Annotated in this window: 21 protein-coding genes; 14 read left to right on the top strand and 7 right to left on the bottom strand. The window is 60.2% G+C overall.

Going from position 1 to position 26772, the window contains the following annotated elements:
- Positions 1 to 29: 29 nt before the first annotated feature.
- Complete coding sequence (locus WH87_RS03740; protein ID WP_046138431.1) at positions 30 to 908, bottom strand: alpha/beta hydrolase family protein; 879 nt, start codon at positions 906 to 908, stop codon at positions 30 to 32.
- 438 nt (positions 909 to 1346) lie between these two features.
- Between WH87_RS03740 and dnaE the strand changes: the two genes are divergently transcribed.
- The 13 genes from dnaE (at position 1347) to WH87_RS03675 (ending at position 17136) form a co-directional block, all read left to right on the top strand.
- The gene (dnaE, locus tag WH87_RS03735; protein ID WP_046138432.1) at positions 1347 to 4805 is read left to right on the top strand and encodes a DNA polymerase III subunit alpha; all 3459 of its coding nucleotides are present in this window, start codon (positions 1347 to 1349) and stop codon (positions 4803 to 4805) included.
- 356 nt (positions 4806 to 5161) lie between these two features.
- Positions 5162 to 5932 (top strand): 30S ribosomal protein S2, encoded by a 771-nt coding sequence (rpsB, locus tag WH87_RS03730; protein WP_046138433.1) that lies wholly within the window; start codon positions 5162 to 5164, stop codon positions 5930 to 5932.
- A gap of 74 nt (positions 5933 to 6006) precedes the next feature.
- Positions 6007 to 6936 carry a translation elongation factor Ts gene (gene tsf, locus WH87_RS03725; RefSeq protein ID WP_046138434.1) on the top strand — a complete coding sequence of 310 codons (930 nt, stop codon included), beginning with the start codon at positions 6007 to 6009 and terminating at the stop codon, positions 6934 to 6936.
- Between the two features lie 209 nt (positions 6937 to 7145).
- On the top strand, positions 7146 to 7865 hold the full coding sequence (gene pyrH / locus WH87_RS03720) for a UMP kinase (protein WP_046138435.1): 720 nt from the start codon (positions 7146 to 7148) through the stop codon (positions 7863 to 7865).
- A gap of 20 nt (positions 7866 to 7885) precedes the next feature.
- Positions 7886 to 8446 carry a ribosome recycling factor gene (gene frr / locus WH87_RS03715; RefSeq protein ID WP_046138436.1) on the top strand — a complete coding sequence of 187 codons (561 nt, stop codon included), beginning with the start codon at positions 7886 to 7888 and terminating at the stop codon, positions 8444 to 8446.
- A gap of 30 nt (positions 8447 to 8476) precedes the next feature.
- On the top strand, positions 8477 to 9235 hold the full coding sequence (locus tag WH87_RS03710; RefSeq protein WP_046138437.1) for an isoprenyl transferase: 759 nt from the start codon (positions 8477 to 8479) through the stop codon (positions 9233 to 9235).
- Positions 9232 to 10092: a phosphatidate cytidylyltransferase gene (locus WH87_RS03705; protein ID WP_052726330.1), complete on the top strand. Its 861-nt coding sequence runs from the start codon at positions 9232 to 9234 to the stop codon at positions 10090 to 10092. The genes WH87_RS03710 and WH87_RS03705 overlap by 4 nt, the downstream gene beginning before the upstream one ends.
- 42 nt (positions 10093 to 10134) lie before the next feature.
- Complete coding sequence (rseP, locus tag WH87_RS03700) at positions 10135 to 11271, top strand: RIP metalloprotease RseP (RefSeq protein ID WP_046138438.1); 1137 nt, start codon at positions 10135 to 10137, stop codon at positions 11269 to 11271.
- A 183-nt stretch (positions 11272 to 11454) separates the two neighbouring features.
- Positions 11455 to 13581: an outer membrane protein assembly factor BamA gene (gene bamA / locus WH87_RS03695; RefSeq protein ID WP_197410720.1), complete on the top strand. Its 2127-nt coding sequence runs from the start codon at positions 11455 to 11457 to the stop codon at positions 13579 to 13581.
- A gap of 72 nt (positions 13582 to 13653) precedes the next feature.
- Positions 13654 to 14682 carry a UDP-3-O-(3-hydroxymyristoyl)glucosamine N-acyltransferase gene (lpxD, locus tag WH87_RS03690; RefSeq protein WP_046138439.1) on the top strand — a complete coding sequence of 343 codons (1029 nt, stop codon included), beginning with the start codon at positions 13654 to 13656 and terminating at the stop codon, positions 14680 to 14682.
- Positions 14679 to 15155: a 3-hydroxyacyl-ACP dehydratase FabZ gene (fabZ, locus tag WH87_RS03685; protein WP_046138440.1), complete on the top strand. Its 477-nt coding sequence runs from the start codon at positions 14679 to 14681 to the stop codon at positions 15153 to 15155. The genes lpxD and fabZ overlap by 4 nt, the downstream gene beginning before the upstream one ends.
- A complete protein-coding gene (lpxA, locus tag WH87_RS03680; protein ID WP_046138441.1) occupies positions 15152 to 15961 on the top strand; it encodes an acyl-ACP--UDP-N-acetylglucosamine O-acyltransferase in 810 nt (269 codons plus the stop codon). Before fabZ ends, lpxA begins: the two co-directional genes overlap by 4 nt.
- Positions 15961 to 17136 carry a lipid-A-disaccharide synthase gene (locus tag WH87_RS03675; RefSeq protein ID WP_052726332.1) on the top strand — a complete coding sequence of 392 codons (1176 nt, stop codon included), beginning with the start codon at positions 15961 to 15963 and terminating at the stop codon, positions 17134 to 17136. Before lpxA ends, WH87_RS03675 begins: the two co-directional genes overlap by 1 nt.
- Here the strand turns inward: WH87_RS03675 and gltA are convergent.
- Both gltA and gltX read right to left on the bottom strand, forming a co-directional pair.
- The gene (gene gltA, locus WH87_RS03670; RefSeq protein WP_046138442.1) at positions 17112 to 18401 is read right to left on the bottom strand and encodes a citrate synthase; all 1290 of its coding nucleotides are present in this window, start codon (positions 18399 to 18401) and stop codon (positions 17112 to 17114) included. The genes WH87_RS03675 and gltA overlap by 25 nt on opposite strands.
- 150 nt (positions 18402 to 18551) lie before the next feature.
- Positions 18552 to 19970, bottom strand: a complete 1419-nt coding sequence (gene gltX, locus WH87_RS03665) for a glutamate--tRNA ligase (protein ID WP_046138443.1) — start codon at positions 19968 to 19970, stop codon at positions 18552 to 18554.
- A 155-nt stretch (positions 19971 to 20125) separates the two neighbouring features.
- Here gltX and WH87_RS03660 point away from each other — a divergent pair, with 155 nt between their 5' ends.
- Positions 20126 to 22195, top strand: coding sequence for a ComEC/Rec2 family competence protein (locus tag WH87_RS03660; protein ID WP_046138444.1), 2070 nt, complete (start codon positions 20126 to 20128; stop codon positions 22193 to 22195).
- Here WH87_RS03660 and WH87_RS03655 read toward each other — a convergent pair.
- Genes WH87_RS03655 through WH87_RS03640 form a run of 4 tightly spaced genes read right to left on the bottom strand, consistent with a single transcriptional unit; the run spans position 22164 to position 26561 of the window.
- Positions 22164 to 24125 (bottom strand): beta-galactosidase, encoded by a 1962-nt coding sequence (locus WH87_RS03655; protein ID WP_046138445.1) that lies wholly within the window; start codon positions 24123 to 24125, stop codon positions 22164 to 22166. The genes WH87_RS03660 and WH87_RS03655 overlap by 32 nt on opposite strands.
- 11 nt (positions 24126 to 24136) lie before the next feature.
- On the bottom strand, positions 24137 to 25015 hold the full coding sequence (locus WH87_RS03650; protein WP_046138446.1) for an SMP-30/gluconolactonase/LRE family protein: 879 nt from the start codon (positions 25013 to 25015) through the stop codon (positions 24137 to 24139).
- Positions 25012 to 25623, bottom strand: a complete 612-nt coding sequence (locus WH87_RS03645; RefSeq protein WP_046138447.1) for a 2-dehydro-3-deoxy-6-phosphogalactonate aldolase — start codon at positions 25621 to 25623, stop codon at positions 25012 to 25014. Before WH87_RS03645 ends, WH87_RS03650 begins: the two co-directional genes overlap by 4 nt.
- Before the next feature lie 17 nt (positions 25624 to 25640).
- A complete protein-coding gene (locus WH87_RS03640; protein ID WP_197410719.1) occupies positions 25641 to 26561 on the bottom strand; it encodes a 2-dehydro-3-deoxygalactonokinase in 921 nt (306 codons plus the stop codon).
- Positions 26562 to 26772: the final 211 nt, after the last annotated feature.

Raw genomic sequence — 26772 nt, 5'->3', positions numbered from 1 at the left:
CGGAGCAGTCCGGGGAGACGGAGCGGGGATTACTCTGCGAGGTAAGGCTTGAAGAAGGCAATCGTCGACGCAACCAGCTCGTCCAGCGTTGCGGTATCGGTGAACACATTGAAGCTGTGATCCATTGGGCGAATGAACAGCTCTTCGGGACCCTCATGGGCCGCGATGAACTTCTCGCCGGTGCCGAGCGCGATCACTTCGTCATTGGTGCCTTCGGCCACAAACAGTGGCCCCTTGAAGGCAGCGATTTCTTCCAGCGGCTTGGTGGTCGCGATCTCATCGAAATAGGCCTGCTTGAGATAGAGCGAGAAGCCCCATGGCAGCGGCAGCTCAAGCGGGGTGTCGCCCGTGGTGCGGCCAGCGGCGATCTTGTCCGCGCCGAGCAGATTGGAGAACGTCACTTCAGGCTCGCCGACCGCAGCCCACAGCGCCGTCGCAACCGGAACGCCCGAACGACCCGACACAGCAGAAGCAACCAGGCCGCCCTGACTCCAGCCGATCACGGCAATCTTGCTGCCATCGACGTTGGCGTCAGCCTTGAGGAAATCAATCGCGCCGAGACCATCCGCGATCTGGGCGGAATAGGTGGTGTCCTCGAACTTGCCGTCGCTATCGCCGCCGCCACGGAAGTCGATGCGCAGGCTCGCATAGCCGGCGTCGGCAAGCTTCTCGGCGGTGTAGGCGAAAATGCCTTTGCCGACCGATGGGATTTCCAGCTCATCGCGCGAGCCGCCAAAACCATGCAACAGCAGAACCACAGGGGCAGGGGCGCCCTCTGGAACTGACAGCGTGCCAACGACCTTGGCGCCATCGACCGTGTAGGTCACCGTTGTTTCCGTAGCGTCTGCAAAGGCAGCGCTGGTCAGCAGCACGGCCGATGCCAGTGCAAGCGAGAAGTGTTTGATCATAACCTAGTCCCTGATGCGTTGAGGCGAGTGCCTGAACCGCCTGACAATGGCGTTCCGTTTTGCCGAGCACAATCTGACCAAAGCCCAGTTTGCACCGCTTCCTCGATGCGTCCGCATTTTGCGCTCGCGTGGGTCCCAAAGGGTCGGGGTCGGTCAAATGATTTGCTAACAGTCTGCTAACCAATTGAACCCAATCCCCACTGTTCCCGTTACTCCCACTGGACAGGAACAAAGCTGGAACATATAAGAACATTACGGAAACACAGGAGATGCAGATGCTCACTTTCGTCAAGGACTTCGCTGCCTTCGTCACCCTCGGCGCCTTCACCATCGGGTCGCTAACCTGGATGGATGTACTGGCCCGACTCGTGTGACCTTCTGTGGATTGGCGCAGCGGTGATTTGAGGATTGCCCCGCGTCGATGGTAGAGGTTCCCCCATGAGCAGCGGTCCAGGTTTTATCCATCTCCACGTCCATTCGGCTTATTCTTTGCTGGAGGGGGCATTGCAGCTTGAGACGATTCTCAAGCTCGCCGGTGGAGACCAGCAACCAGCCCTCGGCATTGCCGACACGGGCAACCTGTTCGGTGCTCTCGAATTCTCCGAGAAAGCCTCCAAAAAAGGCATCCAGCCGCTGGCGGGTGTCGAGCTGTCCATCGACTTTGCGGCCACCGAAGAACGGGTAAGTGAACGCGGTCAGATCGCCTGGGCGGGGAAGTCCAGCGTCGTGCTGATGGCGCAGTCTGAAGCCGGTTTTGGTAATCTCTCGCGGCTGGTGTCGCGGGCCTATCTTGAAGGCGATGGCGGGCTTGCTCGCGCTCAGCTCGACTGGCTCAGCCGGGAAGGGCTGGAGGGCATCATCTGCCTCACCGGCGGACCCGAAGGCGCCATCGACATGGCATATGCCCAGGGGCAGGACGCCAATGCCGTCCGCCGTCTCGATCGGCTGGCCGATCTGTTTGGCGACCGGCTCTATATCGAGCTGCAGCGCCATGGTCGTATTCAGGAAGCTGCCGTCGAACCGCGCCTCATCGATTATGCCTACCGCAAAGGCATTCCGCTGGTCGCGACCAACGAGCCATTCTTCAAGTCCTCCAAGGAGTTCGAAGCGCATGACGCGCTGCTTGCCATTGCTGGCGGCACCGTGTTGGCGCAGACCGAACGCCGCAAGCTCAACGACCAGTATTATTTCAAGACGCGCGCCGAAATGGCTGCGCTCTTTTCGGACCTGCCTGAAGCGCTCGACTCTACCATCGAAATCGCCCAGCGCATTGCGTACCGCCCACGCACCCGCAAGCCCATTCTGCCAAAGTTCGCCGCTGCGCCAGATCTGAGCGAAGACGCAGCCGTTGCTGCGGAAGCCGACGCGCTGCGCGCCATGGCTGAGTCTGGACTCCGCGAGCGCCTTGCCGCCACCGGACCATCTCCGGGCAAGACCGAGCAGGATTATTGGGATCGCCTTGAGTTTGAGCTGAACATCATCCAATCGATGAAGTTCCCCGGCTACTTCCTCATCGTGGCTGACTTTATCCGCTGGTCCAAGTCACAGGGCATTCCAGTGGGGCCCGGTCGTGGTTCGGGTGCCGGCTCGCTCGTGGCCTTTGCGACCACGATTACCGATCTCGATCCGCTTGCCTACAATCTGCTGTTCGAACGCTTCCTCAATCCGGAACGCGTGTCGATGCCCGACTTTGATATCGACTTCTGCCAGGATCGCCGCGAAGAGGTGATCCGCTACGTGCAGCAGAAGTACGGCTTCGAGCAGGTGTCGCAGATCATCACCTTCGGAACGCTGCAGGCCCGCGCCGTGCTGCGTGACGTTGGCCGCGTGCTGCAAATGCCTTATGGCCAGGTGGATCGTCTCTGCAAACTGGTACCCGCAAACCCGGCTGACCCTTGGTCGGTCGAGCGGACCATGAACGAGATTCCGCAATTCAAACAGATGGTCGACGAGGACGAGACCGTTGCCGATCTGGTGGCGATTGCAAAGAACCTTGAAGGCTTGTTCCGCCACGCCTCGACCCATGCCGCCGGTATCATCATCGGCGACCGTCCGTTGCAGGATCTGGCGCCGCTCTACCGCGATCCGCGCTCGGATATGCCGGTGTGCCAATACAATATGAAGTGGAGCGAGGCGGCTGGCCTGGTGAAGTTCGACTTCCTCGGCCTCAAGACGCTCACGACCATTCAGTATGCCGTCAACATGGTGAACCTCGATGGCGGTTCGTTCCGCATCGAAGACATCAGGATCGACGATAAAGCGACTTACGAGCTTTATGCCCGCGGTGACACCTTCGGCGTGTTCCAGGTAGAAGGCGCCGGCATGCGTCGTGCTCTTGTGGATATGAAGCCCGACCGTTTCGAGGACATTATCGCTCTCGTGGCGTTGTATCGGCCGGGTCCGATGGACAATATCCCGCTGTTCAACGACCGTAAGCACGGGCGCGAGGAGGTGGAGTATCCACACCCCGACCTGTCCAAGGTGCTCGACGAAACCTACGGCATTATCGTCTACCAGGAGCAGGTGATGCAGATCGCCCAGCTGCTGTCCGGCTACTCCCTTGGCGAAGCTGATATGCTTCGCCGCGCCATGGGTAAGAAGATCAAGGCCGAGATGGATGCGCAGCGCGAGCGTTTCCGCGAAGGCGCTGTGAAATACGGTCTGAAGCAAAGCCTCGCCGACACGATTTTCGACCTGCTCGCCAAGTTCGCGAACTACGGCTTCAACAAGAGCCACGCCGCGACCTACGCTCTGGTCTCGTATCAAACTGGTTACCTGAAGGCTCACCACCCGCACGAGTTCCTCGCTGCGTCGATGACGCTGGATATGGGCAATACCGACAAGCTGTCCGAGTTCCGCAGCGAGGCCAAGCGCCACAAGATCGAACTCGTGCCGCCTTGTGTGAACAGTTCGCAGGTGGTGTTCTCGGTCAAGGACAAGCGCATTCTGTATGGCCTTTGCGCCGTCAAGGGCGTCGGGCGCCAGGTTGCGGAGCACATCGTTGAAGTGCGCGGCAATACGCCATTCAAGGATCTGGGTGACTTTGCGCGTCGCGTCGACCCACGTGTTGCCTCCAAGCGCACGTTGGAGACGCTTGTCAATGCCGGTGCGTTCGACTCGCTCGTGCCGCGCCGCGAGGTGGCTTTTGCTGCCATCGAAACCGTCATGGGCATGGCCCAGTCGCTGACGGCCGAGCGCAATGAAGGCCAGTGGAACATGTTCGACTCGGGCGAGCCCGAGGCGCTGCGCCTGCCAGCTGGTGTTCCTGCATGGACAACCACCGAACGCGCCGACCGTGAACTGTCGGCCATCGGCTTTCATCTGTCTGCGCATCCGCTCGATGCCTACGCGGATATGTTCGAGAAGCTGCGCGTGCAGCGTTGGGCGGACTTTGAACGTGCTGTGAAGGATGGTGCGGGCGCCGGACGACTGGCCGGCACCATCAGCGGTCGCCAGGACAGGCGCACCAAAAAAGGCACGCCGATGATGATCCTGACGTTGTCCGATCAGACGGGCAGTTTCGAGGTCGTCGCATTCTCTGAACAGATCGCTCTTTATGGGGCGTTCCTGTTGCCGGGGAAGTCCGTCATTCTGGAAGTGGCGGCCGAAGAACGTGCTGAAGGTGTCAGTCTTCGCCTTGGTGGCGCGAAGGCTATGGAGGGCATCGAAGACACCATCGAGCGCCGCCTCACGGTGTTTGCAGGGGACGTCAAGGCGCTCGGCCCCATCAATGCTCAACTCAAGCGGGGCGGGGAGGGTAAGGTCAGCTTCGTGGTCATCCGGGATGAAGGGGCGAGAGAGTACGAGATCGCGCTGCCGGGCAGTTACCGCCTCACCGCCGAAGTTGCAGGGGGCATCAAGGCCCTGGAGGGTGTCACGGACGTGCGGTTCAACTAGTCCTAGGTCATGTCGAGGAGTTCGCGGCGTTTGCGCAGCGACAATATGGGCTGCCGGGTTACGGTGACTCCTTGGAGCGTTCCTAGACGTTGCGTTAGGGGTGGTCTGGGCCACCAACACTGGAGGCAGAGGGCCAATAGGGGCTCACCAACGGGCTGGCGATGAATCCCGGCAAAGTCGGTCGGTTTGCCTTGCCTTCCCCTGCGTCTTCACCTATATCGCCCCTGCGTTTGACTGCGAGTCAGCGCGATTTCACACACGAAGCAGGCTTTCCGGTCTTCGGAAAACCATCCGGTGGCGGGCAACCGTCGCAGTGTTTCGTGGAGGCATCAACCGGTAAACAAGGAGCAGCCATCATGGCACTGCCCGATTTCTCTATGCGTCAACTGCTCGAAGCAGGCGTTCACTTTGGTCACCAGAAGCACCGCTGGAACCCAAAGATGGAGCGCTACATTTTCGGCGTTCGCAACGACATTCACATCCTCGACCTGAGCCAGACCGTTCCAGCTCTGAGCCGCGCTCTGCAGCTCGTGTCCGACACCGTTGCTGACGGCGGCCGCGTTCTGTTCGTTGGCACCAAGCGCCAGGCTGCTCCTCTGGTTGCTGATGCAGCCAAGCAGTCCGCTCAGTATTATGTGAACTCCCGCTGGCTCGGCGGTACGCTGACCAACTGGCAGACCATTTCGAACTCGATCTCGCGCCTGCGCGAACTCGAAGCCATGAGCGAAGACGATCTCGCTCTGCGCACGAAGAAGGAACGCCTGATGATGTCCCGTGAGCAGGAGCGTCTGGAGCGCGACCTCGGCGGTATCAAGGACATGGGCAACCTGCCATCGCTCCTGTTCGTGATCGACACGAACAAAGAAGCCAATGCGATCAAGGAAGCTCGTCGCCTGGGTATCCCAGTTGTGGCGATCGTCGACACCAACTGTGATCCTGACACCGTTGATTACCCAATCCCCGGCAACGACGACGCTTCGCGCGCTCTCGAGCTCTATGTCTCGCTGATCTCGAAGGCTGCCATCGACGGCATCGGTCGTTCGTCGTCGGCTCTCGGTGCTGACCTCGGTGCTTCCGATCGTGCGCCGGCTGAAGATCTGCCTGCTGACGAAGCAGCCGCCAACTAAGTTCGGCTTGTCCGAATTTTGTTCTGATCTGAACCATGCGGCCCCGACAACAGGGGCCGCCGAAAGGTATTATCATGGTTGAAATTACTGCAAGCCTGGTCAAGCAGCTGCGCGACTCCACCGGCGTTGGCATGATGGACTGCAAGAAGGCTCTTGCTGAAACCAATGGCGACATTGAATCGGCGATCGATTGGCTGCGTACTCGCGGTCTCGCCAAGGCTGCCAAGAAGGCTGACCGCGTCGCTGCTGAAGGTCTGGTTGGCGTTGCCACTGCCGGCACCAAGGCTGCTGTCGTTGAAGTGAACTCGGAAACCGACTTCGTTGCGCGCAACGAGCAGTTCCAGGGCATTGTCTCGGCTGTTGCCAAGCTCGGTCTTGATGCTGACGGCGATGTTGCCAAGCTCGGCGAAATGCCGTTCCCAGGCGCTGGTCACTCGGTTTCGGCTGAACTGACTGAAGCGATCTCCAAGATCGGCGAGAACATGAACCTGCGCCGCGCGCAGACCGTTTCGGTCAGCGATGGCGTGGTCGAAAGCTACGTGCACAACGCCGTCAAGCCAGGTCTTGGCAAGATCGGCATCCTGGTCGCTCTCGAGTCGACCGGTGACAAGGCTGCTCTGTCCGCTCTCGGCAAGCAGCTGGCCATGCACATTGCTGCAGCTCAGCCGCAGGCAATTGCTCCTGACGAACTGGACCAGGAAGTGGTGGCTCGCGAGCGCGCCATCATTCTTGAGCAGGTCAAGGAATCGGGCAAATCCGCCGAGATCGCTGAAAAGATGGTCGAAGGCCGTATGCGCAAGTACTTCGAAGACGTCACGCTGCTGTCGCAGGTGTTCGTTGTCGATGGCGAAACGCGCGTGGCCGACGTTCTCAAGAATGCCGAGAAGGATGTTGGCGCCCCGATCAAGCTGACCAAGTTCGTGCGTTATGCACTGGGCGAAGGTATTGAGAAGGTCGAGACCGACTTCGCAGCCGAAGTTGCTGCCACTGCTGGCGTGAAGTAATTCACCCTGCCAATTGCGGGTGGGCCCATGGGCCCATTCGCCGTTCTCCCAGCGGCCATTTTTTGGCCGGGGATTGAGCGCAAAACCCAGCCTTACTGTTTCATTGACCTGAGGCAGGCGCTTCCCCTAGGGGGCGCTATTGCTTAGTGTCGCGCGGGTACTGCCGGATTCGGTACCCCACCATATTTTTTAGATTGAGGGGATCGCCCATGGCGCCTGCCTATAAACGCATTCTCCTCAAAGTATCGGGCGAAGCGCTCGCAGGTGACAATTCCTTCGGTATCGAACCCCCATTTTTGCATGGTATCGCCAAGCAGATTGCCGATGCAGCCAAAGCTGGGGTGCAGGTTGCGATCGTCGTTGGTGGTGGCAACATTTTCCGCGGCATGGCCGGCGCTGCAGATGGCACCGACCGCGTCACTGCTGATCTTATGGGTATGCTCGGCACCATGATCAACGCGCTTGCGCTGAGCAACGCCATCAACCGCCAGGGCGCCAAGTCCATGGCGTTCAGCGCCGTCACCATGCCATCCGTGGCTGACACATTTACCGCTCGCGCTGCGAAGGCTGCGCTTGAAGACGGTTATGTGGTTGTGCTGGGCGGTGGCATCGGCAATCCGTTCTTCACCACCGATACTGCGTCCACGCTTCGCGCGATCGAGCTTGAGTGTGACGTTGTCCTCAAGGGTACCAAGGTGGATGGCGTTTATTCGGACGATCCGATGACCAATCCGAATGCAATCCGATATGACACCGTCAGTTATGACGAAGTCATTGGAAAGAACCTCCGCGTTATGGATACAGCGGCATTTGCTCTTGCCCGTGACAATTCCATGCCCATTATCGTATATGCGCTTAACGACGAAGCAGGACTTGCTGGCGTATTGTCCGGCACGTCACGTTCAACCCGTGTCGGCAAGCCAGTCTAGACTAGAAGGATATTTCACCCATGGCCTCAGGCTACGATCTCGCTGATCTCAAAACCCGTATGCAGAAGACCATCGCGTCTCTCAAGGACGAACTGAGCGGTTTGCGCACGGGCCGTGCCAGCGCCAGCCTGCTTGAGCCGGTGACCGTGGAAGCCTATGGCAGCCGTATGCCGCTCAACCAAGTTGCAACGGTGACTGTTCCGGAGCCACGCATGCTCAGCGTGCAGGTTTGGGATCGTGGCATGTCTAACGCCGTCGAAAAGGCGATCCGTGACAGCGGTCTCGGCCTCAACCCGATGGGCGAAGGTCAGATCATCCGCGTTCCGCTGCCCGAGCTGAACGAGCAGCGCCGCAAGGAACTGGCCAAGGTTGCCCACAACTATGCCGAGGCAGCCCGTGTTGCTGTGCGTCATATCCGTCGCGACGGCATGGACGCGCTCAAGAAGGCTGAGAAGGATAGTGATTTGTCACAGGACGATGCGCGCGTGCAGTCGGACCTCGTGCAGAAGGCAACCGATGCTGCTGTCGCTGAGATCGATCAGGTCCTGGTCGCTAAAGAAGCGGAAATCATGCAGGTTTAACCTGCCGCCAACTGCGCCAGGAGGGCGTAGATGTCCATCGATAGCGTCATCACAGCCGATCTTGCGCAGCGCCCGCGTTTGCGTATTCCGGCGCACCTTGGCGTTATCATGGACGGCAATGGTCGTTGGGCGAAGGCGCGCAACAAGCGTCGCACCGAAGGCCATATCGAGGGTGTCAAAGCTCTCCGCAATCTTGTTGAGCTCTGCATCAATTATGGCGTAGGGCACCTGACGGTGTTCAGCTTCTCCTCCGAGAACTGGACCCGCCCGCGCGACGAGATTGCCTTCATCTTTAATCTGCTGCGCCGGTTTGTTATTTCAGACCTTCAACGTCTGATTAGCAACAACGTGCAGGTGCGCATCATCGGCACGCGCGACGGGCTGGAGCCTTCATTGGTTCGCCTGATCGACGATGTTGAGGCTAAAACGGCGGCGAACACCGGGCTCGTTCTGGTCGTCGCGTTCAACTATGGCGGCAAGGCCGAAATCGCTGAAGCCACCCGCAAGATAGCACGCGAAGTGGCCGCCGGCCGTTTGTCGCCAGACGCCATCACCGAAGACACCATCGAGGCCGCGCTTTACACCGCTGGACTGCCAGATCCCGATCTCATCATCCGCACCAGCGGTGAGCAGCGCATTTCCAATTTCCTGCTGTGGCAGGCGGCTTACTCCGAGTTCGTGTTTGTCGACGAGAACTGGCCCGACTTCGATGAGAACAGTTTTGTACGTGTCCTGGAAGCCTTCGCGCTTCGAGATCGCCGATTTGGCGGGATAGAGGCATCATCTTGAGCGATCCGGGCGAATCCGCACCAGAGTCTGCCCGCAATCCTCGCCGCCTGTGGTCCGATTTGGGGCCGCGTCTCATCTCGGCATTCGTGCTGATCGCATTGACGGCGTCCGCGCTCTACATCGGCGGCTACTTCTTCGCGCTCGTCGTTGGGGCGGTCTTCGCCGGCGCCTATCGCGAGTGGGAGACGATGGTCTCTCGCGCGCCGCTCACACCCGCAGGCATGGTCCTGATTGGCCTGGTTGGTCTTTCCGGCTTGGTTTATCCACTGGTTGGGCCCGGTGGTACGGTCAGCGTCATCGCTGTTGCCTGTGCCATAGCTGTCGGCTTGGGCGGCGAGGGCAGGTGGTGGCGGGTGATGGGCCTCGTCATTTATGGCGCCATCATTGTGGCGGCTCTCGCCATGCGCGGCGACACCATCATTGGCGTCTGGGCCGGGATCTATCTGGGCACAGTTGTGTGGATGACCGACTCGGCGGCCTTCTTCACTGGTCGGCAGATCGGCGGTGAGAAGCTTGCGCCCGATATTTCCCCATCCAAGACCTGGTCTGGCGCGCTCGGCGGACTGGCGCTTGGCACGGGGGCAGGGCTCGTCGTCTGGATCATCGCCACCGACTCGCCATGGTGGATTGGCCTTGTGCTCTCCGCGTCGATCAGCGTGCTTGGGCAGCTGGGTGACCTTGGAGAGAGCGCGATCAAGCGCCATTTCCGCATCAAGGATAGCGGCGATATCATCCCCGGCCATGGCGGCCTGATGGATCGCCTCGATAGCCTCACATTTGGCGTGTTGCTGGTGCTGCTGGTCGGCGCTCTGCACGCCGGCTTTGGTTCTGTGGCCGCCGGTCTGCTTTACTGGTAACGCCTAGGGCGACGGCTCGCCGGGCGCCATAGAAGGAAAACCATGTTCGATTTCGTCTATTGGCTGCTGTCTTACGTCGTGCCGTTTCTGGCGGTTTTGACCGTCATCGTGTTCGTGCACGAGATGGGGCACTATCTGGTGGCCCGCTGGAATGGCATTGCCATCCAGACCTTTTCAATCGGTTTTGGCCGGGAGCTCGTTGGCTGGAATGACAAGCACGGCACGCGCTGGCGCCTTTCGGCGATTCCACTAGGCGGTTATGTGCGCTTTGTCGGTGACATGAACCCTGCCGGTGGTGCCGACGATGAGGTGATCGCGAATGCCGATCCGGAATTGGCGCCGCGCCTGTTCGTGAACAAAAACGTCTGGCAGCGCATCGCGGTCGTAATCGCGGGCCCTTTGGCGAACGTGATCCTGACGTTTGTGATCCTCTATGCCCTGTTGCTGGGCTACGGCCGTGAGACGATCCCTCCCGTGATTGGAGACGTGATCGTCGGGTCGGTGGCTGAAGCCGCCGGTCTTGAGTCGGGCGACGTCATTGTGTCGGTCGATGGCTATCCCGTTCGCGGGTTTGAGGATTTTCAGCGCTACGTCTCAACGAGTCCTGACCGCCAGGTCACCATTGTTCTCGATCGCTCTGGTATCGAGAAGTCTTTGGATTTGACCCCTGAGGTCACTGAATTTGAAGACCGGTTTGGCAACAAGCAGCGCATTGGCCGCATTGGTGTGAGCCGTGACGTCAGCATCGACGATCTGTCGGTCTATCGTCCTGGTCCGGTCGAAGCGATCGGCATGACGTTTGATGAAATCCGCTTCATCGTTCAGCGCACTGTCGCGTTTCTCGGCGACTTTTTTGTCGGCAAGGGCGATGTGGAGCAGCTGGGTGGGCCGGTCAAGGTTGCCAAGGTTTCGGGGCAGGTGGCCACACTGGGCATTATCGCCCTGATAAATCTGACAGCGTTGCTGTCCTTAAATATCGGGATATTCAACCTTTTGCCGGTTCCGATGCTCGACGGCGGCCATCTGTTGTACTATCTCATTGAAGCTGTCAGGGGGCGTCCGCTCAGCATGAAGGTTCAGGAAATGGGTTTCCGTGTCGGATTCGCCCTCGTCCTGTCCTTGATGGTGTTCACGCTCTTCAATGACACTATCTTTCAACACTTCGGCATACTTCGGTAAGCTTTGGTTAACCTTGGTTTGCAAGGTGTTGCAGGAATGCAAGTGCACCAATCATTTGCTAACTGCGTCGGGGCTTCCGCCTTGCCGTTGGTTAAAAAGACGGTAAAACGGTGCAATGGAGTTAGCTTGGGGTAGCGCTATGCATGGCGATTCTCGGGCATGGTCGTAGAAGGCAATGACAATATGAACCACCCCACTAAGCTGAAGCGCGGGTCTGCACTGGCGCTGGCAATCATGGGCGCGGCGACAATCGCAGCCCCCGGCCTTCCGCTTGTTGGTGTTGCCACCGTTCAGGCTCAGGAGCAGCTCGTTGGCTCCGTCCTGTTCGAAGGCAATCGTCGCTTCTCGGATTCCCAGCTTCTCGCCATGGTTGACGTTTCGGCGTCCGGTGTCGTCACGTCGCAGCGTCTCGCTGCTGACGTTGAGAGCATCCGTCAGGCGTATGATCGTGATGGCTTCCGCGCCGTTACGGTAACGACCCGCACCGAGGCGACGACCGATGGTCGTGTCCGCGTGATCTTCGTCGTCAACGAAGGCAACCGCGTCGGCATCGCTGCAATCAATTTCACCGGTAACAACGCAATTAACTCGGGTAACCTCAAGGGTACCCTGTTGACCAAGGAATCCGGTATCCTGAGCTGGCTGCTCAAGGACGACGCTTACGACGAACAGAAGCTCGCCGTCGATCGCGAGCGCATTCGCCTCTACTACGCAAACCGTGGCTATCCCGATGCGCAGGTGACTTCGGTCAGTGAGTTCGATGCCACCAAGAATGCGTACTTCATCAACTTCACGATCAATGAAGGTCAGAAGTACCAGTTTGCTGATGTTGGCATTGAAACCAGCATTCCTGGTCTGAATACCAATGTGCTCAAGGGTACGGTGAAGACCGGCGACGGCCGCAATTACTCGCTGAGCGATCTGCAGTCGACCATCGAGAACATGTCGTACGAGGCGGCGACGCAGGGTTACTCCTTCGCCGAAGTCCGTGCGCGTCTCGATCGCGACGTTACGAACGGCAAGTTCAAGGTCACCTATCTGGTTGACGAAGGTGCTCGCGTTTACGTCGAGCGCGTGAACATCACCGGCAACGTCAAGACCCGCGATTTCGTGATCCGTCGTGAGCTGGAGTTCGCTGAAGGCGACCCCTTCAACCGTGCACTCGTCGTCCGTGGTCGCAAGAACATCGATGGTCTGGGCTATTTCTCGGCTGTCGAAATCACCACGGGTCCAGGCTCGTCGGCTGACAAGATCGTCATCAACATCAACGTCACGGAAACGTCGACGGGTGAATATGGTGCAACGGCCGGTTATTCGACCGCTGATGGCATCCTCGGCGAAGTCTCGCTCACTGAGCGTAACTTCCTCGGTCGTGGCCAGTATCTGCGTGCTGCTATCGGCGCCTCGCAGTCGGGTCGTACCTTCGACTTCTCCCTGACCGAGCCTCGTTTCATGGGCCTCAAGGTCTCGGCTGGCGTCGACGCGTATCACCGCATCAACGATGAGACCGACACGAGCTTCTATGGTTCGCAGGCAACCGGCGGTCAGCTTCGCTTCGGCGTCCCGCTGACCAGCGATCTGACGGCTAGCGTTTTTGGTGGCGTCGAGCACAAGGTCATCAAGGACGAAGAAGGTCCGAAGTCTGGTTTGGTTTCGAACGGTCAGGAGTTCAACAAGGCATTTGTTGGTTACAGCCTCACCTGGAACAGCCTGGACAACGCCAAGAAGCCGACCGAAGGTCTCTACGCAACCTTTACGCAGCAGTATATCGGCTGGGACTTCAACCTGCTGAAGACTGAAGCGCGTGGCCGTTACTTCATGCCGCTGATCCCGGATACGGGCATCGTGGCAAGCGTTCGCGGCCAGGCCGGCATCATCAATAGCCTTGATGACAATGGCGTGCATGCGATCGAAGCCTTCAATCCGGGTTCGCAGCTCGTGCGCGGCTTCCAGGGGCGTGGTTACGGTCCGCGTCTGAGCAGCGGCGAGTCGCTTGGCGGCACGCTCTATGCGGGTGTCTCGGCTGAAATCCAGTTCCCAATTCCAGTTCTGCCCGAGAACTACGGTTTGAGCGGCGCGATCTGGGCTGATGCTGGCTGGATTAGCGGTGACAACCTGCCAGTGGGCTCGCTTGGTCCGGTTGCTGCTGAAGCGACCAGCAACGACCAGCCATGGCGTACGTCGATCGGCGCTTCGCTGATCTGGGACTCGCCGTTTGGTCCACTGCGTGGCGATTTCGCTCACGTGCTTAATAAGTCAACGGATGACCGTACTCAGGTCTTCCAGCTGTCGATCCAGACACTGCTCTAGTCGACAAAGCGAGAAACAGTTCATTGAGCCGCGGGGCGGTAGCGCCGCGGCTCAATGCTTTTAAGTGACATCATGGTCGACACACGTTTTCATCGGTTTGCCGGCCCCGCCGCCATCAGTGCCATTCTCAGCGCGCTTGGACGCGGCGATCTGCTGCCTCAGCTTTCTGATCCTGATTTGGTCATCTCCGGGGTGACCGATCTCGATCTGGCAAATCCCAGCGAATTGGCCTTGGCTTCGCACACAAGTTACACTGAAGAGCTCCGCGGCACTGTCGCGGGCGCCGTCATTGTTTCCCAGGCGCTTCGTGAAGAGGTGCCTGCTGGCACCCTCGCCATCGTCAGCGACAAACCTCACCAGCTCTTTGCCGATATTCTCGACTACCTGTACCCGTCCAGCACGCGCAGCATTCTGGCTGACAGCCGGGAGGATCTGGGCGAGCCATTGATCGAGCGGGATGTGGTGCTCGGCGCCAATGTTGTCATCGGCTCGGGCGTCGAAATTGGCCGCGGCACCATCATTGGTCCCAATACCGTCATCGGGGCTGGGGTCACGATCGGCCGTAATGCCGTGATCGGGGCGAATACCACCATCCATTGTACCCATATCGGGAACGACGTTGTTATCCACTCCGGCGTCCGCATCGGCACCGAGGGGTTCGGCTGGCTCGATTTCGGCACCTCCAACCGCAAGGTGCCCCAGCTTGGGCGTGTGCTGATCCAGGACCGCGTTGAGGTTGGCGCCAATAGCACGATCGACCGCGGCGCCCTTGGCGATACGGTCATTGGCGACGGCACCAAGATCGACAACCTTGTGCAGATCGGTCACAATTGCCGCATCGGTCGCAACTGCCTTATAGCCGCTATGAGCGGTTTGTCGGGATCAACCATACTCGGCGATGGCGTTTTGCTGGGCGGCGGGGTAGGGACCTCTGGGCACCTGACCATCGGGTCTGGGTCAGTGGTCCATGGCCGCGCGGCGGTGACAAAGAACTGGCCCGAGGGCTCAAAACTCGCCGGTGCTCCGGCGCAGGATATCAGAGATTTTTGGCGGGAAATCGCCGCAATGCGTAAGCTTACTAAAGGGGACAAGAGGGGATGAACGACACCGCACCACTGAGCACCGAGCTCACGGCGATGAACATTGCCGAAATCCTCGTCAGCCTACCGCATCGCTATCCGTTCCTGATGATCGACAAGATCATCAAGATCAATGGCGACGAAACCGCGGTTGGCATCAAGAACGTCACGTTCAACGAGCCGATCTTTCAGGGCCATTTTCCTGAGAACCCGATTTTCCCGGGCGTTCTGATCATCGAAGGCATGGCCCAGACGGCCGGCGCCATCGTGATCAAGCATGACTCCGGCGGCGGCAAGAAAAACATCGTTCTCATGCTCGGCGTCGACAAGGCCAAGTTCCGTAAGCCGGCTGGCCCAGGCGACGTTATCGAGTTCCACATTGCCAAGATCCAGCGCCGCCGCAACGTCGGCCGCTACGAGGCGAAGGCTATTGTGGACGGCACGGTTATCGCTGAAGCCGAGATCACCGCAATGATTGTCGAGGCCGAACAGTGAGTGATGCAGTCGTTCACCCGACTGCCATCGTCAGTGCCCATGCGCAGCTTGGCAAGGGCGTCAAAATTGGCCCTTTTTGCATCGTCGGTGACAAGGTCGTCCTCGGTGATAATGTCGAGCTGATTTCCCATGTCTCCATCGACGGCAATACCGTCGTTGGGGCAGGGACGCGCATCTTCCCATTTGCGTCTGTTGGCAATGAGCCTCAGGATCTGAAGTTCCATGGCGAAAACTCGCGCCTGGAAATCGGTGAGCGTTGCACAATTCGCGAGTCGGTGACCATTAATCCCGGCACCGAGAACGGCGGCATGCTGACCAAGATCGGCAATGACTGCCTGATCATGGCGAGTGCGCATGTCGCTCACGACGCGATCATCGGCAACAATGTGATCATGGCCAATTATGTTGGCATCGCTGGTCACTGCCAGATTGGCGATAACGTCATTTTCGGCGGCACCAGCGTCGTTCACCAGTTCACGCGCATTGGCGCCCATGCCTTCATCGGCGCGCACTCAATGGTCGATGGTGACGTTATTCCTTACGGCATGGCCGTGGGGAATCGCGCCTCGCTGAGTGGCCTCAATCTTGTCGGCCTCAAGCGCCGCAAGTTTGATCGCGAAGAAATTCACCGCCTGCGTGCCGCCTATCGCTCGATTTTTGCCAGCGAAGGCACGTTGCGCGAGCGTGTTGAAGATGCCGCTGTCATGTTCAAGGGCGATGCCCTTGTGCAGGACGTGGTGGCCTTCATTGCCGCAGCGTCTGATCGTCCGATCTTGCTGCCGCGCAACGGTCATTCGAACGAGTAATGTCTCAGCTCGACGATGCTGCCATTGGCATGGCCGATCGCCTCAAGCTCTTCATCCTTGCTGGTGAACCATCAGGCGACCGTATCGCCGCCGATCTCGTCGCCCGCCTGAAGCAGCGAGTGCCGCTGGCTTTTATCGGCGTCGGTGGCGATGAGCTGGCCCGCCAAGGCCTGCGTTCGCTGTTTCCCATGAGCGATCTCGCGGTGATGGGTGTCACCGACGTTCTGCTACGTCTGCCGCTGCTGCTCTGGCGCATTGAACAGACCGCCCGCGCCATTCGCAAAGCCAACCCCGACATCGTCGTTTTGGTCGATGCGCAGGATTTTTCGCGCCTGCTCGCGCGGCGGTTGAAGCAGCTGCGTTACAAGGGACAAATGATCCTCTATGTTGCGCCGTCGGTCTGGGCACGTGCGCCCGAGCGCGCTGCCAAGTTGCGCCCGCTGTTCGACGAAGTTTTGGCGGTGCTCCCGCTGGAGCCCGCCTTCATGGAAAAGCTTGCCGGGCCGCCGACCACTTATGTTGGGCACCCGGCGCTTGGGGAGCGACAGAGGCGCGACGCGGTCGAGCGGGGCCCGTTAGTGCTGTTGCCGGGCAGTCGAGATGGTGAGCTGCGTCGCCACATGCCCATCTTCCGTCAGGTCGCGGAAGCCCTGGCCGACCATCCCGCCTTAGACGGCATTGCCATTCCCACACTATCGGCGCTGAAGGCGCGGATCGAGGGCGAGGTCGCGGCTTGGGGTGTGCCGGTGAGTGTTGTTGCCGACCGCGCGGAGCGAGCAGGCCTCTATGACACGGCCGCAGTTGCCCTGGCAGTGTCGGGCACAGTCACGCTTGAGCTGGGTCTGGCACAAGTTCCTATGGTCGTCAGCTATGTCATGGATCGCCATCAGGCCGACGTCTACGACAAGATCGGTCGTCCTGCCGTCTCCCTGCCCAACATCATTCTGGGCCGCGCGGCAGTGCCTGAATTCGTCCAGGCTCAGGGTGATGTGGCTGTCCTCGTTGCTGCTGTCCGCGAACTGTTGGACAACAAAAAAGCCCGCCAGACGCAGATTGCGTCCTTTGGCGAGCTTTCCGAACTCATGGAAAACGGCGAGGCCGCTTTCCCCCGGCAGGACCCGGCGGACCGGATCCTTGCCCATTGGCACAATCAGCGGGCGCTGACTGGCTCGTAATCGCGCGCAGGCGATCCATCGTACAACTGACGTGGGCGACCGATCTTCTTCTGTGGATCGGCGATCATTTCCTTCCACTGGCTGATCCAGCCAACGGTACGGGCGACCGAGAACAGAACGGTGAACATCGATGTCGGGAAGCCGATAGCCTCGAGGATGATGCCCGAATAGAAGTCCACGTTTGGATAGAGCTTGCGCTCGATGAAGTATGGATCTTCGAGCGCGATCTTCTCGAGCTCCTGAGCAACCTGCAGCGTTGGGTTGTTGTGCACGCCCAGAAGGTCGAGGACCTCCTTGGCAGTCTTCTGCATCACGGTCGCGCGGGGGTCGAAGTTCTTGTAAACGCGGTGACCAAAGCCCATCAGCTTGAACGGATCGCTCTTGTCCTTCGCACGGGCGATGAACTCGGGGATACGGTCAACGGTGCCGATCTGCTTGAGCATGTTGAGCGCGGCTTCGTTTGCGCCGCCGTGGGCAGGACCCCACAGGCAGGCAACGCCGGCAGCGATACACGCAAATGGGTTGGCGTCGGACGAGCCAGCGAGGCGAACGGTTGAGGTCGATGCGTTCTGTTCGTGGTCGGCATGCAGGGTGAAGATGAGGTCCATCGCCTTAGCGATCGTGGGGTTCACCTTGTAGTTCTCTGCAGGCACCGAGAAGCACATGTGCAGGAAGTTCGACGCGTAATCGAGATCGTTGCGTGGGTACACGAACGGCTGGCCGACCGAGTACTTATACGCCATCGCGGCAATCGTCGGCATCTTGGCGATCATGCGGATCGACGCGATTTCGCGCTGCTGCGGATCGGTGATGTCGGTGGAGTCGTGGTAGAAGGCAGCCATGGCGCCGACAACGCCGGTCATGATGGCCATTGGGTGCGCGTCGCGACGGAAGCCGCGATAGAAATAGTGCATCTGCTCATGCACCATGGTGTGACGCGTCACCAGCTCGTTGAATTCGTCCAGCTGCGCCTTGGTCGGCAGTTCGCCGTAGAGCAGCAGATAGCAGACTTCGGTGTAGCTGCTGCTTTCGGATAGTTGTTCGATGGGGTAACCGCGATAGAGCAATTCGCCCTTGTCGCCGTCGATATAGGTGATGGCGCTATCGCAAGCGGCCGTAGAGGTGAAGCCGGGGTCGTAGGTGAACATGCCCGTCTTGGCGTAGAGCGTTCGGATGTCGATGACATCCGGGCCCACAGTGCCCGACAGCAATGGAAATTCGTGGGTCTGGTCCCCGATGACGAGTTTGGCGACTTTGTCGGTCATTTAGCTCTCCTCGATAACCCCGTGCCCAACAAGGAAGGAAGTCCTGTCGGGTGAGGCCTCAAACTTGATAGTCTCGATTGCCCGGACAGGTATCAGTTTGATCCTGCCCGAGCCATCATTGGGTAAGCAAGGCTTACCCTCCTAATAGCACTAGACAGCGCTGATTTGATCCTCCAGACGTGCCATGCTTTCGTCCCGGCCAATCAGCACCATCACTTCGAAAATACCCGGTGAAACCGTGCGCCCAGTCAGTGCGGCGCGCAATGGCTGAGCCAGTTTTCCGAGCTTGAGTCCCTTGGCTTCTGCCAGGGTGCGCATCGCAGCGTCGATGGCCGGAACCGACCATTCATTCAGGCCACGCAGCACTTCGGCCATATCGCCGAGCACAGCGCGAGTCTCTGTTGTCAGCAGCGCGGACGCGGCCGCATCGATAGCAATCGGACGTGACGCGTAGATGAACTGCGCCAGGTCAATGAGCTCCAGAATCGTCTTGGCGCGTGGCTGCAGCTCGGGCAGGGCGGACAGCGCCGTTGCCTTGTTGGCGGTGAGACCTTCGACATCAGCAATACGGCCGACTTCAGCTGCCGTCGACAGCATGATCTCATAGAGATACTCAGGCTTGGATTCGCGGATGTAGTGGCCGTTGATGTTCTCGAGCTTGACGAAGTCGAAGCGCGCTGCGCCCTTGTTCAGACCTTCCAGCGAGAACCACTCGACCATCTGCTCGGTCGAGAAGATTTCGTCATCGCCATGGCTCCAGCCAAGGCGCGCGAGATAGTTGCGCAGCGCTTCCGGCAGATAGCCCATCTGGCGGTAGGCTTCGACGCCCAGTGCGCCGTGGCGCTTGGAGAGCTTGGCGCCATCTGGGCCGTGAATCAGGGGAATGTGCGCCATCTCTGGCACAGTCCAGCCCATCGCATTGTAGATCACGATCTGGCGCGCGGCATTGGTCAGGTGGTCGTCGCCACGGATGATGTGGGTGACGCCCATATCGTGATCATCCACCACCACGGCGTGCATGTAGGTCGGCGTGCCGTCGGAACGCAGGATGATGAAGTCATCGAGGTTCTCGGTTTTAAACACAACCTTGCCCTGCACATGGTCATCGACCACGATATCGCCAGTCAGCGGCGCCTTGATACGGACCACTGGCGCAATGCCTTCTGGCGCTTCGCTCGGGTCGCGGTCGCGCCAATAGCCATTGTAACGCGGCGGCTTACCGGCAGCGCGAGCCTCTTCACGCATCTGATCCAGTTCGGCGGGTGAGCAATAGCAATAGTACGCATGGCCAAGCTTCACCAGCTCGTGCGCGACCTCAGCATGGCGCGCGGCGCGGCCAAACTGGCTGATCGGCTCGCCGTCCCAATCCAGACCCAGCCATTTCAGGCCATCAACCAGAGCCACCACGGCAGCTTCCGTGGAACGCTCCCGATCGGTGTCTTCGATGCGCAGCAGCATCTTGCCGCCTTTGCTTTGAGCATAGGCCCAGCTGAACAGGGCGGTGCGGGCACCGCCAATGTGCAGGTAGCCGGTGGGAGATGGGGCGAAGCGGGTAACAACCTGGGACATGAGACCGGAATTCTTGGACAGTTTCGGTGCCGTGTGTACCATAGAGGGGCACGAGCGCAAGGGCGGGGGGCTGGCGGGTGCGGGGGGCACAGACTCTTGACCGGGCCGAGAGCCCGGGTCGCGTCATTGACCGGCCCGCGCGTTTGCCTGTTTCTATGCGCCCAATCGGCCGGCAGATCGCCAAAACCTCCATCCCGAGTCGGTTCGCCGCGAGCGTAGCCGACGCCCTGGCAACGCGACGACTGTTCAATCTACTGCCCTTCGCGATGATCCTCGGGCTCATCGCTTACGTGCAACTGCCGTTCGAGCCAGAGGCCGCAGCACTGCTGGTCTTTGCCATTGTTCTGGTCATCGTCACCGTACTCGCATGGAGGTCACCAAACCTGCCCGTCGTTGCGCTCGCCGTGGCCTTCTGGGGCGGTGTCTGCCTGATGCCAATTCATGGCATGTTCTTCGGAACGCCAATGCTTAGCTCCACCGTCTATGGCAGCTACGAAGTGCGGGCCGACGAAATTCTCTCCGCCACGCCAGCGGATCGCCGCGTTATCGTCTCCAATATCATGCCCATAAGTGGTAGCCGGCCGGTTACCATTATGCGCGCCCGGCTCGTCGTGCCACCTGCGCCGCCGCTGGCACCCGGCGATATCATCACTGGCAAGTTCCGTCTGGCGCCGGTGCCGGGGCCTGTCCTCCCGGGGGCCTTCGATGGTCAGTTCCACGCCTATTTCGCGGGCATTGGTGCCTACGGCAATGTCACCAGCGAATTCTCCCTCGTCTCCCACGGACAGGAGCTGGATGCGACCCGTGCCGTCGAAACGCTGCGCATGGCCATCGGCGCGCGCCTGGATGCGGTGCTCACCGGCGCGTCCGCCGCGATTGGACGCGCCATGGTCGTCGGCGATCAAAGTGGCATCACCGACGAAACGCGCCGCGTTATGGCCGAGTCTGGCCTTGCCCATATCTACTCGATCTCGGGGCTTCACCTGTCGATCGTCGCTGGCGGCGTGTTCTGGCTGCTTCGGTTGGCGATGGCGGCGCTCCCATTCACATCGACGCGCTGGCCGATCAAAAAGCTCGCCGCACTTGGCGGTATCCTCACTGCCTTCGGATACCTCCTGCTCGCCGGTGGGCTCGCCAACGTTCCCGCCGTACGCTCCACCTTGGTGCTCGCACTGATCTTCGGCGCTGTTCTGGCCGGACGGCGCGCGCTCACCATGCGCAATGTCGCAATCTCGGCGATAGCTATCATCTTGATCGATCCAGCCAGCGTCTTTCGCGCCAGCTTCCAGCTATCCTTCGCTGCCGTGGTCGCACTGATCGGCATCTACGAAATGCCGCGCCGTCCGATGGTCGGAGAGCGCGGACGTCTGCTGCGCCTGGGGCACACCGTCTCGGCGACCGCACTGACCAGCTTTATCGCTGGCACCGCCACGCTGTTGTTCTCGGCCTATCACTTCCAGCAAACCGCGCCGCTAGGCGTCATCGGCAACGTGCTCGTGCTGCCCGTCGTCAGCCTTGTCATCATGCCGTTCGCCGTGCTGTCCGTGTTGGCCATGCCGTTCGGCGTTGAGTACCCATTCGTTGCGATCATGGGATGGGGCATTGATCGTCTGGTCGACGGTGCCGAACTCGTCGCCAGGTGGAGCGAGGGATTGACCGGCAACCCACTGCTCAACGGCTGGGCCCTCGTCATCGGGTTGCTCGCCCTAGCCTGGTTCGCTTTCCTCAAAAACTGGTGGCGCATGGCGGGGCCCGTGCTGGCGCTCCCGTTGGTCCTGCTGCTCGGCCTCGATCAGCGACCTGACGTCCTCATCGCCGACACCACGCAGGCGATTGCCGTGCGTGGCGACGACGGTATGGCGCTTCTCACTGGTAAGGCGGGCAGCTTTGCCGTCGAAGTCTGGAGCCAGCATTATCAGGAAGACATCGGCGCCATGCTGCCCAATGCCCGCTGCGATAGCCTCGGCTGTGTCGCTGACCTGGGGGCCTATTCAATCGAAGTCGTGCGCAACGCCGCGGCGTTCGCCGAAGACTGCGGCCGCCACGACTTGCTGATAGCCCGCATGCGCGTGCCCAAGGCTTGTATCGGCGGCCAGATCATCTCAGCCGAAGATCTCGCAATTGGTGGCGTTCAGTGGCTGCGCTGGAACGAGACGGCGGCGCGGTTTGATATCCGCACCGCCGTTCCCAATATCACGCGCCCTTGGCGAGTCGCGCCACGGTGACCCCCGCAGCGGGCATATCGACGCCGCCCAGCGCATAGCCAACCTCGTCGGCTGCTGGCGTCAAAGTCGCGTTCCCGGCGCCATAGTTCACATAGATACGGAAACCATCGCGCGTCCGACACCGCACGCCGGCGGGCAGATTGACGGTCGGCAGGTCCACCTCTGCGATGAGGTAATCCGCCACGCGTTGCGTAAGCGCTTTGTTACCGCTCGCCGCCTGGTAGTAGAGCTTGCCCTGCGAAACCAGCACAGGCCACCCCTCGACGTCCTCTATGATGACCTTAGCCTTGGTCTCAATGCGCTCGCGCCAATGCCGGACCGCGCCGCCGCCGCCACGAACTTCCACTTCGACGTTCGGATCGCTGCTGTCGACACGCATCACCTTCACATCGAGCAGATTGCTCGGCAAGCTGGGTGCCAACGCCGCCGGAATGGCGAAGTTCTCATCCTTAGAGCCCGAGCGCGGCCCGATCAGTACGTGACCATCAAACTCGGTAATGGCAGTGCGCAGATCGTCATTCCAGGTGAACAACGAGGTGATGGCCACAATGTCGTAGCCCACAAAGCTCTTCGCGCTCGGCGGCAGGATGTCGATGTCGACGCCATGCTTGCGGAAAGCGGCATAAAGCGCCCGAACATGCGCGCCGTGCGTATAGCCCTTGGCCTGTGGCTGGATCTGCCAGGCCCACTCGCTCTCATAGTCGTAGACCAGCGCAACGCGGCCTTTGCTGGCATTACCGGCAATGCCCGTCGACTTGAGTTCCTCGGCGACCTGCATGGCCTCATGATAGGCGGGCGCAGGCTCGCTATCGGGGCGAAGCAGGCCTGCATGCATCTGCTCCTGCGCAAACGGGGCCTGCCGCCACCGAAAGTAGGACACGACTTCGGCGCCATGCGCGAAGGCTTCCCAGGCCCACAGCCGCGCCATGCCGGGCAGGGGGTCGGGATTGTACTGCGCCCAATTCACCGGGCCCGGCTGCTGCTCCATGATCCAAATGCGACCATGTCCGACGGCGCGGTAGAGATCGTGGTGGAAGGCCTGCAGATCGGGTTCGCCCTGCCGCATATACTGTCGCTTGACCTCGTCCGGCTCATCGCTGATCGCCAGGAACCCAATCGGATAGGAGTCCCAACTTGCCACGTCGAGCGTTTCGGCCACGTCATAGTGGTCGAAGTCGGTATAGCGCCCCATGAAGTTATGGATCACCGGCAGGTCGGGCCGCTTGGCTTTGAGAATGTCGTACTGCATCTTGTTGAAGGCCGCGACCTGATCGGACGAATAGCGCCTGAAGTCGAGTGCCTGAGCGGGCGCCGCTTCCGTCACCAACAGGTTCGGCAGCTCGACCTGATCGAAGCGGTTGTACTCCATCGACCAGAACACATTGCCCCAAGCGTGGTTCAGCGCGTCAATCGTACCGTACTTCTCGGACAGCCAGTGCTGGAAACCCGCCTGCGCCGCAGGCGAATAGGAATAGGTCGTGTCGTGGCAGCCATATTCGTTGTCGGTCTGCCATCCGCCCAGCGCCGGATGGTCACCCACGGCGTCCGCCAGCAGTTGGGTGATGCGCGCGCATTCCTCACGGTAACCGAGATGGGAGAAATCATAGTGGCGGCGCGAACCAAAACCGCGGCGCTTGCCGTTGACGTCCACCGCCAGCATGTCTGGATGCTTGTCGATCATCCAGCGCGGTGGAGTCGCGGTGGGCGTGCCAAACACCACCTTGAGCCCGTGCCGCCCCAGAACGTCCATCGACCGGATAATCCAGTCGAATTGCAAGTCGCCCGGGGTCGGCTCCAGTTTGGACCACGCAAATTCGCCAATGCGGACATACTTGATGCCCACCTCGGCCATGCGGGCCGCGTCGCTTTCCCACCACGCCTCCGGCCAATGTTCTGGATAGTAACAAACGCCGAGGGCAGGGGTGATCATGGTGTCAACTCTCAGAGAGTGATGCGGGGTTCAGCTTGGCCGGCAACGTCGACCTTGATGGCGAACAGGCCGCCGGCAACCTTCTCTTCCGCGACTTGCTCGGGCGTGAGGTTCTTGGCTGCGGTGGTAATGAACAGGGTTTTGAGGTCCTTGCCGCCAAAAGCCGGGCAGCTCACCTGGCTCACGGGCACTTCGATCACGCGATCAATCGAGCCGTCCGGCGCATGGCGCACCACGCAATTGCCGCCCCAGCGCGCGTTCCATAGGTAGCCTTCGCTATCCACGACCGCACCATCAGGCCAGCCACGGTGATCGCTCACGTCCGCAAACAGGGTCCACTCGCCAATCGGTAGGCCGGTCGCCGGGTCAGTGGCACACTGCATGATCTTCCTGGTCGGGGTATCCGTCCAATAGGCGATCTTGCCGTCCGGCGAAAAGCAAGTCGCGTTTGGAATGCGGATGCCTGATTTGATCGTGCTCAGTTCGCCCGCGCGGTAGTGGTAGACAGAACCAATTGCGGCTTCTTCCTCGCTCTTGGTCATCGTGCCGATCCAGAACGCGCCGGATGGGTGCACGCGGCTGTCATTGGTCCGTGTCGCTGCGTTGTCGGCTTCAATCTCGTTGATGCGGGCGAGCCCACCAGTGGCGAGGTCAAACCCCTTGAGGCCCGTCTCGGTTGCCAGCACCAGCGTGTTGTCATCCAGCACGGCGGCCGCAGCGACGATTTCGTTGAACAGCCACTGGTCGGCGATTTCGCCGTCTTCGGTCACCGCGAACAGCGTCTGCTCGTTGATGTCGAAAAAGAACAGTTGCTGGCGGCCTTCATGCCAGATCGGGCCTTCGCCAAGCTGGCACTGTGAATCGACGAGGAGTTTCGCTGTCTCGCTCATGCTGCCTTCCCCGCATCGTAAGAGGCCACGGCCTTGGCGGCATATTCAGCAACCTGCGCTGCGTTCGTGCCAGGCTTATAGAGATAGGTGCCAAGGCCAAAGCCAGCGCAACCGGCAGCAAAGTACTCGTTGAAGTTGTCCGGATTTGCTCCGCCAACCGCATAGAGCGGCAAGGCTGGCGGCAGCACAGCCTTCATCGCCTTGATGCCCTTCGGCCCCAACACTTCCGCCGGGAAGAACTTCAGACCCGTTGCACCAGCACGAACGGCGGTGAACGCATCGCTCGGCGTAAACACGCCGGGATAAGACAGCAGCCCGATACGCACCGTCTCTTCGATCACAGCGGCATTGGTGTCGGGCGACACGATGAAGGTGCCGCCTGCGTCGGCAACGGCGCGAACCTGCTCTGGCGTCAAGACGGTACCGGCGCCAATCGCGGCGCGATCGCTCAACGCCTTCGACACCAGCGAAATGCTGGTCAGCGCGTCCGGCGAGTTCAGCGGCACCTCGATCATGGTGATCCCGGCCTCGATTAGCGCCGTGCACACGGCAACGCTCTCGTTCGGCGTGATGCCCCGCAGGATTGCGATAATATGGCGGTGGTTCATCAGACTATCTCCAGTAATCAGGCGGCAAAGCCGCGCGCGGCCTTTAGGCCAGCCAGCACGACTTCCGTCGCATCTTGTGTTTCGCCCTTGGCGCCGATCATGCCCAGAACCTGAGCATAGAGCGCGCAAAGCGGTGCCGAGCCAATCAATGGCACTGGCGCCTCGCCAATCAAATGACGGTTGCTGCCGATTTCGGTGCCGATCAGCAGCCCCGAAAGAAAGCCCGCACACCAATCCGGCGTGCGGCCCGACAACAATGATCCGGCACGTACCTGAAATAGCTGCCCCAGCAGTTGTTCCGGCCGCTCTAGTCCCGCTGCCGCGCCAGCAGCAAAACCATCGGCGCGGGCAGGGCCATCGAGATCACCGGCCAGCGAGTGCCGCAGCACGGAATGGGTGCGCAGCACTTCAAACATTTCTCCGGTGATGGCGGTGGAGAAGTGATCGATCTTGGTGCCCGACAGCTGCGCCCATTTCGAATGAGTGCCCGGCATGCAGACGACGCCGGAAAAACCAGGGCGCAGCGATGCTAGCCCAAGCAACTGGGTTTCTTCACCGCGCATCACATTGTCATTGCCATTCTTCTGGCAAACGCCAGGCAAAATGGCCGGAACAAACCGACCATCTGGCATTGCCGGGCGCACCGCACCGGCAATCAATCCGCTCAAGTCGGTTGGTGCTTCGAGATAGGGGGCTTCGAGCCAACCCTGTCGCGCGCCAGCCATGCCGCAGATCAGCACGTCGAGCGCGCCGTCATTCGCCGCCGATACGCCGGCCAGCACTTCAGCCAGCGCCGTGGGGAATTCCTCGCGCTGCAACTTGCCCATGCCCTTTGGGGAAGTGTTCTCAAAGACCACGGCCCCACCGCTGTCCAATCCCCAAGCCCGTAGATTTGAGGTGCCCCAATCGACGGCGACCCATTCTGCAATAATAGCCACGAAACCCTCTCTGCACCGGTGCATACTGGAACGGCAGCGCGACCCTAGCGGCCATGTCCCGTTTCAGCCAGCCCGATTCTCTGCGTCTGGTTGGCACGTCCACCAACCAAAAATGTGCAGCAGATTCGCGGCGTTTGGTAAGGCGGTTTGCGCGATCCGCAACATTTCACCGATGTATTTCAAACACCAGTCATTTGTATGATTTTTGCTT

The sequence above is a fragment of the Devosia epidermidihirudinis genome, from assembly GCF_000971295.1.
Lineage (GTDB): Bacteria > Pseudomonadota > Alphaproteobacteria > Rhizobiales > Devosiaceae > Devosia > Devosia epidermidihirudinis.
Note: the sequence above shows the minus strand (reverse complement) of the source record. Positions and strands in the feature narration are given on the sequence as shown.